Source organism: Poseidonocella pacifica, assembly GCF_900111875.1.
Lineage (GTDB): Bacteria > Pseudomonadota > Alphaproteobacteria > Rhodobacterales > Rhodobacteraceae > Poseidonocella > Poseidonocella pacifica.
This window is the reverse complement of sequence record NZ_FOJU01000006.1, coordinates 1-14,649: the sequence shown is the minus strand read 5'-3', so window position 1 is coordinate 14,649 and position 14,649 is coordinate 1. Positions and strand designations below refer to the sequence as shown.

General features: G+C 58.4%; 6 protein-coding genes. 1 reads left to right on the top strand and 5 read right to left on the bottom strand.

The genetic code is table 11. From position 1 onward, the window contains the following. Positions 1–146 precede the first annotated feature (146 nt). A complete protein-coding gene (locus BM234_RS15745; protein ID WP_175501296.1) occupies positions 147–1,481 on the top strand; it encodes an extracellular solute-binding protein in 1,335 nt (444 codons plus the stop codon). Between the two features lie 9 nt (positions 1,482–1,490). Here the strand turns inward: BM234_RS15745 and BM234_RS15740 are convergent, their stop codons facing one another. The 5 genes from BM234_RS15740 to BM234_RS15720 all read right to left on the bottom strand — a co-directional run bounded on the left by BM234_RS15740 (position 1,491) and on the right by BM234_RS15720 (position 14,177). Then, positions 1,491–2,630 carry a lytic murein transglycosylase gene (locus tag BM234_RS15740; RefSeq protein WP_092066751.1) on the bottom strand — a complete coding sequence of 380 codons (1,140 nt, stop codon included), beginning with the start codon at positions 2,628–2,630 and terminating at the stop codon, positions 1,491–1,493. A 137-nt stretch (positions 2,631–2,767) separates the two neighbouring features. Beyond that, positions 2,768–3,313 (bottom strand): VPLPA-CTERM sorting domain-containing protein, encoded by a 546-nt coding sequence (locus tag BM234_RS15735; protein WP_092066749.1) that lies wholly within the window; start codon positions 3,311–3,313, stop codon positions 2,768–2,770. Positions 3,314–3,371: 58 nt separating this feature from the next. Then, positions 3,372–11,678 carry a Calx-beta domain-containing protein gene (locus BM234_RS15730; RefSeq protein WP_175501295.1) on the bottom strand — a complete coding sequence of 2,769 codons (8,307 nt, stop codon included), beginning with the start codon at positions 11,676–11,678 and terminating at the stop codon, positions 3,372–3,374. Between the two features lie 149 nt (positions 11,679–11,827). Continuing rightward, complete coding sequence (locus tag BM234_RS15725; RefSeq protein ID WP_092066745.1) at positions 11,828–13,075, bottom strand: glycosyltransferase; 1,248 nt, start codon at positions 13,073–13,075, stop codon at positions 11,828–11,830. After that, positions 13,062–14,177: a TIGR03032 family protein gene (locus BM234_RS15720; RefSeq protein WP_092066743.1), complete on the bottom strand. Its 1,116-nt coding sequence runs from the start codon at positions 14,175–14,177 to the stop codon at positions 13,062–13,064. The genes BM234_RS15725 and BM234_RS15720 overlap by 14 nt, the downstream gene beginning before the upstream one ends. Between the last annotated feature and the right edge of the window lie 472 nt (positions 14,178–14,649).

The window sequence follows — 14,649 nt, the reverse complement described above, 5'->3', positions numbered from 1 at the left end:
GCTCAGCAACGGTTGCAACCTATGCGGTATATTCGGTTAAGTAGAACGACTATACGATGAGAGCAACGAGTGCGAGGAGGTTTACTATGACGGTCAGAGGTTTTTCACGCCGTGGCATGCTTGCAATGGGAGCGGCTGGAACCCTGATGCCCCGCGCACTGTTTGCGGATTTGCACATGTCGGCAATTCAGCGCGCGGTCGCAAAGCTCGATATTCCGCAAGGCACGGTCCTGCGGCTACTTTTGCCAGAAGGCAGCGAGGCCAATCTGGCCCCGATCAAGGCGGCCTGGACCAAGATGACGGGCTTCGAGGTCGTGCACGAGTTGAGCGATGTGGACGATATCAACGCTCGCATCGCAGAGGATCTTCTGCTCGAAACGGCGGACTACGATGTCGCTTTGCCGGCCACCTTCGGGTTGCCCGATCTGGCGTATTCTAACGCGGTGCTTTCTCTGGAGCCGTTCTTGGCGAAATGTCCCAATGCCTATTCGGAGGAGGGGCATCTCTACACCGTGGGCAACCGTTTCGAGGGAGAGACATACGGGTTGCAGACGGACGGCGACGTGTACCTGATGTTCTATCGCAAGAATCTGATGGAAGACCCGGAGGAGGGGAAAGCCTATGCCGATCAATTCGGCACTGCGCTGGACATTCCAACCGACTGGAATGAACTGGATCGTCAGATGCGGTTCTTTCATCGCCCCGAGCAAAAGATGTATGGCGGGACACTGTTTCGTGCGCCCGGGTATCTCGCGTGGGAGTTTCTTGCGCGCTTTGAGGCCGAAGGTGGGCAACTCTTCGACGATCAGTTCCGCCCCCAGTTTAACGGCGAGGCTGCAGTAAAGGTTCTGAGCGATTTGATACAGGCTACGAGCTATTTGCACCCGGGCTCGGGTTTCGGCACCTTGTTCGAGAACTGGGATCGGTTCACGTCCGATCAGGTCTATGCAAATATCGGCTGGGGTGGATCGCAGAAGAGTTTCAACGCTCCGGGATCTCCGTTGCGGGGCAATCTGCGCTACTCGGCGCTGCCGCGTGGCAAGGGCAGCGGGCGGGGGTATTTCAACTGGGGTTGGTCATACGTCATCCCCACGAGTGCGCCTTATCCCGAACTGTCCTTCCTGTTTTCGGCGCTCGCGATGGACCCGGAGATTTCGACCACCGCAGTGCAGCAGATCGACGGCTATTTCGATCCTTTCCACGAGCGGCATTACTCCGATCCTGTCATCCAGGAGGTCTATTCTCCGTCCTTTCTGGAGGTGCATCGCTCTGCGATGCTGGCGGCCGGCCATGATATCTATCTTCCGGGCTACGGAAACTATCTGGCGGCGCTCAATGAAAATATCCACGCGGCGCTTACCGGAGATCTCTCGGAAGATCTCGCGCTTGAGCGGATGCAGATCGAATGGGGGCGCATCACGCTGGAATTTGGCGGCGATTCACAGGCGCGCCGGTGGGCAGCACTTCGCTCCACCGGCTGAGCAGGGCGATCACCCAAGGCCCCGCAACAGTGTGAGAGAGGGCGCGCCGGTAGCGGTCTGACCCGTTGCGCGCTGGTACCGGGCGATGGCGTCGCGGGTCATCGGACCTACCACGCCATCGGTTCCGCCCGTATCGAACCCTCGTGCCGTCAATCGCTGCTGCAGTGCGATCCGGTCGGCCTTGCGAAGGCCCCACTCGTCGGGGGGAAACTGCACCTGTAGCGGACCCGCGCCAGCGATCCGGTCCGACAGGTGCCCAACGCCGATCGCGTAGAGGTCGGAGTTGTTGTAACGCTTGATGGCTTGAAAGTTGCCGGTCACGGCAAATCTTGGCCCACCATCCTGAGGCTGAACTATTCTATCGCCCGAAGTCGTCCCTTCCAGCCCGCCCCAGCGGATCCCGGCTCGCCATCCCGATCGGGAGAGGTAGGCCGCAGCCGAGGCCAGCGCGTCTGTCGGGTCGTCCGACCAGATATCGCGCCGTCCATCGCCCGTGAAATCCACGGCATAGGCCTCGTAGGAGGTTGGCATGAATTGGGTATGGCCCATGGCCCCGGCCCAACTCCCTGTCATTCGGTGCGCGGGGATGTCGCCATTCTGTACAATCCGCAGCGCAGCGATGAGTTGCTTCTCAAAAAAGCTGCCGCGACGCCCGTCAAATGCAAGGGTGGAGGTGGAGGAGACGACAGGAATTTCGCCGCGTCGTTCCCCATAGAAGCTTTCCAGCCCCCAAATCGCGGTCACGACCTCAGCGGGGACGCCATAGCGCGCCTCTATGGATCTAAGGGTAGCGCCATGGCGGAGGAGGGCAGCGCGTCCTTTCGCGACCCGTTCATCGGACGCCGCGATGGATAGATAGTCCTCCAGCGTCCGGGTGCTTTCCGTCTGGTTGCGGTCTCTGGTGACGACCCCGGGCAAAAAGCCTGTGCCGCGGAACGCGGATGACAGGGTCGCATCGGACAGCCCCTGTTGCCGGGCTCTGGGGAGAAAGCTGGCGACCCATAAGTCGTAGCCAGTGTTTGGGATCGGACGCAAGTCTGCGGCAAGGCCCGACCGGGCGACATCGGGTAACTGAGGGGGCGCCATGGAGCACCCCGCCAGTCCCGATGCCAAAATGCCAAAACCGAATGTGCGCCGCGATAATTGCATCTCGTTCCCCCCGGGGTGCCAGTTTGTTGGCAACCTAGCGGAAGAGCGGCGCGGAACAATCACACACGCAAGAAAAACTCACGAATGTCGTGGGCTCGCCCGCGCCGGTGGATCCGCCCACGGCGAGAGCCGCCACGTCACCTAGCCCGAGAGCGACGACCTATGAAACCCGCAGCGCCCAGTCCTGCGAGCAGAAGCGGCAACGAAGCGGGCAGGGGAACCACGGTCGCCCCCACCACGGATGCAGTTGCCCCGACAAAGGCGACACCATTGGTGAAGAAATCGGTCGTCCCGCCGCCATCGAAATCCCCCATAAATGTCGCAAGGGCGTAAGGCTGGCTGCCTGTCGACAGTTCGAAGAGCATATGCAGCGTATCCACGCCAGCGCCGCCATCAGCGGAAAGCTCATAGTCGGTAAGTGTGCCACTGGCCACCGTCGCGAAGCCTGCGTCCACGATTGCCAAACTAGTAGTTCCATCAAAAGGAGCAGGCCCTGAAACGGAGAGTAACCCCCCCAAATCACCGATGAACAAGCCCAAAAAGCCGGGATCGTAGTCCACTTCGACGTCGCCGGCGAAGTAGATATCCGATGTTGGTGTTACGTTGGACAAAGTCGCAGCCTGTGCGGCGCCGGTAAACGCAAAGAGTATGGCGAGTGTGCCGGCAATATTCTTGAAAATCATTACTTTCCCTTTCTAAACAACTCTATGAGGCGCCCGGTTCATGCGATAGGGCAGCAGATCAAAGATCGAATATGTCAGCCAGACCCCCTGAAACATCACCGGTGATTGTCAGGATGTCCTGATCGTCGCCATAGGCGAACCGCAGGGTCGTCGCGGACTGGCGCAAAGTCGCTTCATTCACATCAGAGCGAACGATCCCGGCCAGACTGTCGTCATCTCCCCAATCAACGATCCGGGTATTGTCACGTCGCCCGTTGGTGAGGTTGTCGGAGAAATCGAAAACATCTGCCCCGCCGAGACCATAGGCGACGTCGCCCACGCCCCCCATGAGGAGGAAAACCTCATCCTCTGCACTGCCTCTCAGAAGGTCGCGTCCAGTTGTGCCGACAATCTCGATGATCTCGGGGCCTGTGTCATCCACATCGGTCACACTGACCTGGACCGCTTGGGTGACGACTGCAGTGCCGTCCGTCACCGCAACAGCGAAGGCGTAGGTGTTGTCTCCGCCCGTATCGAGAGGCGCCTCGAAGTCCGGGGCATTCCGGAAGGATATGGCCCCTGTGGACGAATTGATGTCGAACAACTCTCCGTCTCCGCCATCCGCGATGCTGAAAACCAGTTCTTCAAGGTCAGCATCGGTGGCGGAGACTGACCCAACGGCGGATGTATTCTCGGCAATACTGAACGGCGTAACCGGATCAAAGACCGGGGCGTCCTGCACGGGGGCGACATTGATCGTGACGGTCGCGCCGGATTCCCCGCCGTTTCCATCGCTGATGTCATAGGTGAAGCTGTCCGAGCCGAAGAAGTTCGCATCGGGGGTGTAGATCCATCCCTCGCCATCGAAGACCAAGGAGCCGTTGCTTGGCTCCGCGTCAATAGTGGCTTCAAGCTCGTCCTCGTCGGGATCGGTGTCGTTTTCCATGAAGTAGAGATACGTCGGATCATCTTCGTTGATGTCGTAGACGTCATCCATTGCCACAGGCGCGCCATTCTCTTGCGCGGTGCCCGACACGGAGAGGGTCACGGTGGCGGTGTCCCGCCCGCCATTCCCATCCAGCACCTCGTAATCGAAGACGAGCGTATCTACGGCACCTTCTGCGAGGGTGTTGTAGAAAGTGCCCGTGTCGAAGGAGAAGTTGCCATCGCTTTCGACAGACAGAGACCGTCCGTCGCCGAGCGCGATGGCGCCGTCGGCGACCGCATAGCTCAGCGCCCCGATAAAGACGCGCGAGATGGTAAGGGTGTCGTCATCCGCGTCGGCATCCGGGCCTTGCCCATTATCATCAAGAAGGTTGCCGGTGATCTCTTCGCCAGCATCTCCCGACGCCGCGTCATCTTGAGCTTCGGGATCGAAGTCGTCGGTAACGATGGTGGTTTCGCCCTGCGCACCGGCCACAAGCACACCGTCGTTGTTGGTGCCGGTAATCGCGACGCTCAGCGCTTCGGACCCTTCGGTCGTCAGGTCGCCTTTTACGATGATCGTCAGCGTCACTTCGTCCTCGCCGTCATCAAAGCTGACCGTGCCGGACATAGGGGTATCGTCGCCGAGATCGCTGGCATCCACATCGCCGCCGATCTGGTAATCGACTTCGAGCGCGCCTTCGCTGCTGCCCGCACGATAGAAGGTGAAGGCCACCTCGCTCACCCCGTCGTCGCCTTCGGTGATTGATGTTGCATCAGCTGCAACGCTCACCGTCGGTCCGACGTCGGGCGCCTCTGTCGCAACCGACGCCGCCTCGGGGGTTGCCGCGAGCTGTGTCGCCCCCCCAAGGAATGCGCCCATTCCGGTGAGGGCAAAGTCGAGCACGGCGCTTTCGAAGATTACCGTATCGTCGGGATCTAGCCCGGCGTCGCGCGCGGCTTGCTCAGCGGCGTCGCGCACGCTGGTTGGCAAATTATCCAGCGAAAGCGGTGCGGCCGGGAAGCCCTCTGGGAAGTCGGGGGTGTCCCCGCTGAAGAGCGCTTCGCCCGTCGTCAATTCCCAGCTTTCGCGATAGCTCGCGCCTTCCCATGTGCCTTTGCCGTAGATGTAGTCGAACGTCAGGCTCGGGACCCCTTCATCGTCGAAGGAAATCACAGAATCCGGGATATCGGAGCCATCGCGAAGGGCGAAGTCGTCCGTGAGATCCTGGTTCGCATTGCCCATAAGACCGCGAACCGCGCCCGCGTTGCCGCCTTTCGCCGGATCGCCAAGGAAGACGCAGACGTTGAGAGCGCCATCAAGCAGCCCGACCATCAGCATCTCGCCGGCGTCGTTGAGCTTGATGAAGAATTTGCCCCCGTCCTCGGCAAAGATGTCGCGCCCGTTCTCATCGCTGTCGTCCAGATCGATGCCCGATAGCTTGGCATCGGTGAGGCTTGCAGGCACGCCGTCGATCAGAAGGGGCGTGTCTCCGTCAAGCGCGTCAATCTCGATGACCTTTCCTTTGACCTCTACGGCCATACGCGTTGTGACGGATACAAGGTCGGAGCCCGGGAAGGCTTCGAAGCGAACCTGAACGGAGAACGGGTTTGTCGCCCCGTCGGTGGTTTCCACGAGGACATATTCGCCTACCGCCTGGAAATCATAGCCAAGCCCGTCGAGAGTCACGATATGGGGGTCGCCAAACACATCCGCTTCGACGCGGATGAATTCGCCGTCTTCGATCACGCCGTCGCCATCCACATCGAATGGAAGCTCAGGGATTGGCGGGCGGCCATCGTCGTTGCGAATGGTGATGGTGGAGGAGCTGTTGACCAGTTGGTACTCCTTCCCGGGTTCGGCACCGACCGACGTGATCTGGGCGCGGAAGCTTTCGTTCGCTTCGATCAATCCGTCGCCATTGATCCGGACCGTATAGGTGGCCGTGGTCTCACCATCGGCAATGGTGACGGAATTCCCGGTTTTTGGAAGGAAGCCATCTATGTCGTTGCTGTCCGCTGCGAAGACGGAGCCGGTGTTAGTGAGAAGATCGAAATTCACCGTCACTTCGCCATCGGTGTCTCCGTCACGGACGAATGCGAGGACAACGTCGGTATAGCCGGAATTCCCCTCTGCCACCGACGCGCCCCAAGTGGAGCCATTTGCGGTCATGGTGATGCGGGGCGCGAAGTCGTCATTGTAGACGATGCCGTACCCCACGGCCCGGGTGATTTGCACAGTGGCGTCGGGATCACCGCTTACCACAGTCGGATCGGACAGGGTGAGACGCCCTCGCTCATGGCCTTCGATGTCCTCGTCTTCGGCAATGGCGAAGGAAAGAGTGCGCGACGTTTCGCCCGCAGCGAAGGTCAGAGTTCCCGCTTGGGGCAACCCGCCTTCGAAGTCTGAAGTGTCAAGCGGCGTGTATCCATCGCCAGCAAAATTGTACTCCACGCTGACACTTGAGGTCGTATCCCCGTACCGCGAGACAGTGTATGTCAGTGCGGTCGCTTCTCCGGGGTTTCCTTCGGTGACGTAGGCGGAAGAGTTGACCGAAATATAGGCAGGCAAATCGTCGTTTCGAATGATCGCACTGGCTTGGGTGTTCGACAGTCGCGCTTCGATCGAGCTATCGGCGGAGGTCGGGTTCGAAAGCGTCATGTAGGTATATTCGTCGCCCTCGATGTCTTCGTCGCCGGAAATGCCAAGCGTCACGGTCTTCGATGTCTCGAACGCGGCGAAGGACAAGACACCTGAGGTGGGCCATTCGCTGTCGAAGTCATCTCCGTTCGCGGTGCCACCTGCAATGTTATAGCTGACGCTGGCCGCTGCAGAGACATCGCCAGACCTAACCACGGTGAAGGAAAGCTGGTTACTGTCGCCCGTGTCGCCCTCCATGACAGTCTGACCAGATACCCGGAAATAGGTGGGAACATCATCGTCGATAATCGTACCGTAGGATTGAGACGTCTGAATGATGGTGAGAGCATTGGGATCGGCCGAAACGGCGTTGGAGATATCAATCTTGAGATATTCCGTGCCCTCTACGGCATCGTCTCCTTCGACTTCGACTTCGACATATTTTGATGTTTCGCCCGCAGCAAAGGAGAGCGTCCCGGTTTTCGGCAAGTTGCCGACAACATCGGCGTCGGTCGCGCCACTATACGGATAGGAGTCGACCGAATAGTCGATAGTCGCCGCTACGTTTGTGTCGCCGCTGCGCTGGACGAGGAATTGGAGTGTCGACGTCTCGCCAGTGTCGCGCTCCGTCGTCGTGGCACGATAGACGCGGAAATAGACCGGGATTTCATCATCGGAGATGAAGCCGAGATAGGTATTTGTCGCCGCCGTGGCGCCTTGGGGGTGGCCCGGGGCACTCGGATCCTTCAGGCGCAGTTCTACATATTCGGTACCCTCAAAGACGTTGTCGTCGATGATGTCGAAGGTCAGCGACTTGGACGTCTCACCAGCGGCAAATTCGACCGTTCCGGTGCGCGGGAGCCCCCCGACGAAATCTCCTGCCTCGGCAGTCAAGCTCGTAGAGGAGTAAGGCGTCAGATCATAACCGACGGAGGCGGCCACGTCTGTGTCGCCAGTACGGGAGATGGTGAAGGTGAGCGGCGTGGTCGCCCCGTCGTCGCCTTCGGTGGCAGAGGCGTAGTTGGCGCTGAAATGTACCGGCTCATCGTCATTGCGGATGGTGAGTATTACTGAGCCTGTATCGAGCCGTGTCGCGACGCCATCTGCGGTAGGGTTGCTGAACAAGACCTGCGCATACTCATCGCTTTCCTCAATATCATCGCCCTGAACCGTCAGGGTGATATCCTTGAAGGTTTCGCCAGCGGCGAATTCAAGGGTGCCGTCAGTCGGGAAGGTCGAGGAGAAATCGTCCGCATCGGCCTGTTGGGAAGACGTATAGGGCACGATTTCATAGTCGAGCGTCGCAGCGACCCCGGTTTCACCGCTGCGGAAAACCCGCAAAGTCATCGTGGTGCTGTCGCCCTCGTCGCCTTCGTCGACTGTTACGCCATTCGCACGGAAGATGACCGGTTGATCATCATTGTAGATGTAGCCGATGCCCGAGGCATCGCTGATCTCCGCATTTTCTCCATCTGCATCGGGATTTGACAGGATAAGTTGGACATATTCATCGGGCTCGACATCCTCGTCGCCGCTCACAACGGCCGTTACTGTCTTCTGGGTCTCACCTGCCGCGAATTCCAACATACCCGACTGCGGGAACCCGGAGGCAAAGTCGTCCTCATCTGCCGCGTTCGATGAGACGTAAGCCTCCAGAGAAAATTCTACTGAAGCTGCGACTTCCGTCGCCCCGGAACGGGTAACGGTGAAGGTAAGTGTCCGGTCATCTCCGGTATCGCCTTCTGTTACCCGTGGGTCGTTCACGCTGAAATAGACAGGCTGATCATCGTCGTAAATATCGCCGTTGCCAATACTGTCTACGATCTCAGCGGGATCCGCGCTATCTGCTGTGGCATTGGAGAGGTATAGATTGACCCTCTCGGTCCCTTCGTCCAACTGGTCACCCACGACCTTGAGTGTCACGAACTTGGAGGTTTCGCCTGCTGCAAATTCCAGGGTTCCTTCATAGGGCTCCCCCGTGTCGGGGTCGATGAACCCGCTCTCAAAATCCGCTGCTATGGCGGAGACCCCTTGCAGCCTGTAATCGACCGTTGCATCAACGGTCGTGTCGCCTCCGCGCACGATCTCGAAGATGAGATCGACGGTTTCATCGTCGCTCTCGGTTACGCTGGTGTCATAAGCCCAGAATTGCGCAGGGACATCGTCGTTGGTGATGACGCCGGTGTACTCACGGCTCGTGAAGTTCGTGGTCCCGGTCTCGACGTAGGCATTGCTCAGTGTGAGGGTGAGGTATTCGGTGCTTTCGACTTGGGTGTCTTCTGCGATCGGAATGTCGATGTAGGCGACCGATTGCCCCGAGGCGAATTCGAGCGTTCCCTCAATGGTGAACTCACCTTCAATGTCGTCATTGTCTGCGGAAATAGAAGGAACGCTGTAAGGCGAAATAACATAATCGACGCTGGCTGCGGTATCCTGCTTGCCCGTCCTGACGACGGTGAAGCGCAGCACCACGTTGTCACTCTCTGCGTCGCCTTCGAGCACGTAGGAATGAGACGAGTAGAAGGATACCGGCTGATCGTTATCGTAGATAAGAGCTTGACCCCTGTCCTCGACGATCGAGACCGGTGCGCCGCTTTCTGCTTCCGGATCTGACAAGACGACCGAGAAATCTTCGGTACCTTCGTTCAAGGTATCACCGGCGATCTGCACGGTGATTGTGGTCGTAGCCTCGCCCGCGGCGAAAGTCGCTGTTCCAGTCGGAAAGGCTCCGCCTTCGAAATCCGCTTCCGAAGCGTCCTGCAAATAGCTGTAGTAGCTGGTTGAACCGCCCTCGACAGCGTAGTTAACGGTGACTTCGCCCGAAAGATCCCCTGTCCGACCGAGGGTGAAAGTCACTTCGCTGGGTTCGCTGTCCTTCTCAGTGGTGGAGACGTAGCCATCCTGAATGGTAATTTGGATTGCAACGAGGCCGGTTTCGACATCCACCCGAGTATTTTCGTTCGCTATCCGGTTATCGTCATCGCCATCCGCGTTGTCGGACGCTTCCAGCGCGTCGACCCCGCCATGGATCACAAGAGCAACGCCGTTCCCACTGTTGTCACTTGGATCGCCGATAATGATGTCGGCAGCGCCGTCGCCGTTTACATCACCAGCGTTCGCCATCCAGATACGATCGTATGAATTGCTGGTATCGCCGATGATGACATAGGCACTCCCTTCGTCCACCATCTCATCCAGATCAAAGAGGCCGGAACGCTCTGCTTCAGTTCCGAGCACGATGTAGGCCTGAACGTGGGTACCAAAATCCGGAAGATACCGTGTCCCGGCGATCAACATATCGTCGATGCCGTCCTCGTTCATGTCTCCAAGACCGAGCACCATCTGGACGTCAAGCCGCGAGGAATATTCCGTTTCGCCGAGCTCGTACGTCTGCGTCGAGAAGAAGAATGAGGCTTCTCCCGCTTCGACAGCCGTGGGATCGAGATTGACCTCCGCAGAGTCAAAAATGTCGCTTCGGCCGTTCAGGACATAGACGCCCCATGTAAAGACGGGCAAATCTTCGAAGTCGTCGTCATAGGCGAAACCGCCCACGGCCAACTCTTCGGCGTCGTCGTCGCCGGAGAAGTTGCCGAGCCCGGCTAGGATATCCATGTCTTGGTTGACGGACATTTGCGTGTTGATGAAAACCTGCGCTTGGTCGTCGCCGCTCGTCACAGTCGGCTCATCGCCGAAGTTTTCGACGCCAGAACTGTAGGAATAGCTGTAATATCCATCGGATTCGGGGCTGCGGAAGTAGTAGACGGTTCCGTCCGTATCGTAGTAAACGCTACCCCGACGCGTCACGAGGTCGTCGAAACCGTCGCCGTTCAGATCGATACCCCCGAACATTCCCGCCGGATCGTCGTCGTATCCGCCTACCTCGCCGCCCGCGAACGTGGTGAATGCGGCTTCAGAGTAGTATCCACCGTAGTATGTATTCGCCTGTTCGCCGAGTTCTACGGACGCACCCCGTTCTGAAGAGAGGTCGGTGAGGTCGAATACAACATCGCTTCCGCCTTGATCCGCGATGGGGTCGTCGCTTTCGATGTCTTCATTCGTGCCGAAGACGATGTATCCTGTGAGAGTGTCCACGCGGGTCTGGCGTGTATCCGACCAGGAGAGATATTCGTCCGGATTTTCTTCCGGGTCGTAGTCATAGACCCCATTGTCGTTGGCGTCGTAGACATAGAGGAATTCCTGTTCGACGACGCGGTCCTGCGTTCTCTCGACGACACCAATATCGTTGAATCCGTCGCCGTTGAGGTCGCCGAGATTGAGCAGGTCAGAAATCTCTCCCTCGACGTCAAGCCGGACATGGTCGAGATCGTCCACCATGTGGGTCGTTCCCGAAAAATCCTGACCACCGAAAATGACATAGGCGACACCTTGCCCTGCACCATAGCCGCTGCCGTATTCGGAATACCCGTAATACCCGTAGTACCCGTAGCTGCCATATGCGGTGGCGTTGTGTGCGATTCCGAAGTCGTCATAGCCATCGCCATTCACATCGCCCAGTCCCACAATGCTTGAGCCGAATGTGGAAGAATAGGAACCGTAGTTCAGATCGGAATCGGGGAGGATCTGGAAGCCATTGTCGCCGTCTATGTCTTCGAGGGAAAAGTCGAGGTCGGCATCTTCTTCACCGAACACCACGAAGACGGAACCTGTGTCCTGACCGTAGTAATTTTCACCGCGTTTTGCAGTTACCGCGAAGTCGTCTATCCCGTCTCCGTTGATGTCCCCGATACCCGAGACGCGGTAGCCAGCTTGATCATATTGCCCGGATTCGCCGGCAATTGTACGCGAACCATAGTTTCCCATAACCATACACCTTGAAAATAACTGCGAAAATATACAATTCTAAGAAACAATCTTAACCTGTTTGTCGTTTTTGGCAGGGTAGAAAGTTTCTAGCCACGGCAAATGGTTATGGCTTTCTTGCACATGCTGCGACTGCGAAAGGCAGGGTGTCAGGGCCGCTTCGCGTTAACCAATTCAAGGATTGATTCGGCCGCACGTTTGGCCGCGCGTGATGGAGTCTTGGCCCCGATCTCGGCGCTGATTTCCGCGGCTTTTTGCTTGATACGCTTTGACTGCAAACACTTTTGGCAAAGTTTCGCAACGGTCGCGGAGGTGTACTGCCCACCCAGACCGAGCCCGGCACCTGATCTGGCGATCGCTTTGGTGAAAAGGGTTTGTTCAATATGCCCGGGCAGGCAGATTTGCGGGACGCCATGGCTGAGCAGAAGAGTTCCAAGGCCGTTGCTGCCGTGGGTGATGGCAAGATCGCACTTGGCTAGAATTTCCTTGAGGCGTACCGGTCCGTCGTAGACCTGCACCCCGCGTGCCTGCAGGCGCTGGAGGTCTGTGGCGGAAACGCCTGGTATCGCAAGAATGATGTCCGCCGATGAGGCCAAGGCATCGAGCGCCCCGAGCGCTGCTGCCGTTCCCGGCATTCCTGGGCGTAGATATGCAAAGATCTTTGGGGCGGTGCCGCCTCGCCATGAGGCGCGTGCACCGGTCTGTGTCGTGGCGAGCGCGCCGAGATAGGGGGGCGGGTGAGGCTCAAGTTCGGAGCGGGGGGCGAAGTGATCGGCGACCTCCCATGTCATAAGCAGGGTAAGATCGGCATCAAAGACTTCTGACAGGCGTGCCAGCGGCGCTTCTCCTACGCGCGCGCGCGCGTAATTGATGTTCTCCAGCATTACCGCATCGGCGGCGATCGCGGCAGTCTTGGCGGTCTCATCCTCTCTGTCGAAGGCGGGAAGTGGGTCCGTCGACGGAGGCACGTCATAGCCCGCCCCGAGAGTGACGCGAAACGAGGGGCCTCCGAGCGCGGCAAGCATGGCTGTGGGTGCTGCTTGGCAGACAATGGCATCGGGTCTCGTGAGGCGGAAGATCGTCCGCCATGCCTCAATCCGTGTAGCAAGATCGACGGGATCGTCCCACCCCTCCGTGGCGAGGAGCCCGCTCAGGTTTACAGCCGGGGTATCCCCGGTCGTGGGGCGACGCACTGATGCTCGGGGGGCCGGCAGCAGGCGCAAATCCGGATTTGGCGCAATGGCGCGAAACGCTGCGAGGTCGGAGGCCGCCACATATATATCGACATTCCCTGGAAGCGCCTCGGCAACCTGATCGATTTGCGCCGCATGACCGTAGTTTGCGCCGAGTTCCCAGGCGAACAGGATCCGGCGGCGGGCGGGTCTAGCGGGGCTCATCAGATCGAGAGAAGGGGGCTGGGCGGATTTGAAACCGTATCTCAGGTGTTTTGAAGCCAAGGATCTTGGGGCGCTTGATGCCGGGCAGGAACGCGACATCGTAAAGTTCCTGAATGACCCCGGTTATCTCTAGCGTGTGTTCAATATCGCCCGTGTTTAGGTTTACCACCGCCAGCATGGACTTGGGGGAGCGTCCCTCAGCCTCGAGCCGAGCATCGACGGGCAGTCCTTTGAAGGTTTCCTCCTTGCGCGGACGCGAGACCCCTATGATGGCGTGATCCCCAACAAAGGTCACTCCACGGACAAACCCCGGCAGGAAGCAGAGGGATTGGAACTGGCCCGTTGTGCGATCGATCCGACCAAATTCGCCTATACCGGATTGAAGGACGTAGAGATTACCTCCGTAGAGGCGGGGCGAGTGCGGCATGCTCAAGCCATCAGCCACGATTTCGTCAGTGCGCAGATCGATAATCGCTCCGCCAGATTGTCGATGATCGCGCCATGCGCCGCCGACGTTGGTTTTGGCGACGCACGTCGCATAGGCTGGCTCGCCGTTTTCCATCGTGAAACCATTCAGGTGGCATCGGTCCTCTGCAGCGAGCCGATCTATGAACGGAGGCATCCAGACAGGCTTGAAGGAGTGCTCTCTATCCAGCGTCGCGAGGCAATTGAAACGCGTCGCCACGAATGTCGGAAGACGGCTGTCGGCGCGGCAGTGTATGTCGTGAATGTCGATATCGCCTGTGGTGCGTCCTTCCACCGGTACAAAGACGGCATCGAAGCCGTCCGGTGTCTTTGCCCCTGGTTCGAGGAAATTTTCCATTCTCCAGAGCTGGTAGAGAGAAGACATCCAGAGTGTGGTCTTGCCGTCTCGATTGTCGACGCCGAGCCCCATGCATCGAGGGAAGGATCTCTCAAAGACAGAGACCCGGCCAGTCTCAGGATGAAGGCCGATCATGAAAAGCTTGCCGACCTGATATGTAGTGAAGGCGATGGTGCCACCCACGGAACTTAGCCAGGGGGCAAATGTCCTTGAAGCCTTGATGTCGAATTTGGGGGCCGCTTCGTCTAGCTCCCCGCCGTTGTCCTGTCCTTCGGGCACGCGGATCTCCAATCACTATGTAATAAACTACGTATCAAATCGATCAGGTCAGCCTGTCGCCGAACTCCCCACCTGTCAACGCTGCGGATGTAGGGGGCAGGTGCGCTGAGAAGCGGGGACGTTCCAATTTGCCCTCGATAGTGGGGCAGGGGGCTCCGCCGTTCAGAGCAATGCAAAGAGGGTGCTGGGAACCGTGAGGAGAAGGTGGCCATCTAAGGGATGATTCCGAAGTAGCGGACTCAGATGTCGGGTTTTTCGGGATTTCCGTGTCTCACCGTCCTGACTTTGCTCCGACTCGGGCGTGATTTTGTGGGTAAGTGTGTGGATAAGGTTTAGGTGTTGGTGTTGAGGGGTGTTTTTGGGGTTGGGTTGGGGTGTTTTGGAGCGGTTGTGATCGTGTAGTTGATTGTTTTTGGGGCATTATTTGTGTTTTTTCGAAAAAAGTGAGATTTTTGGAAAAAACTGCTTGCGG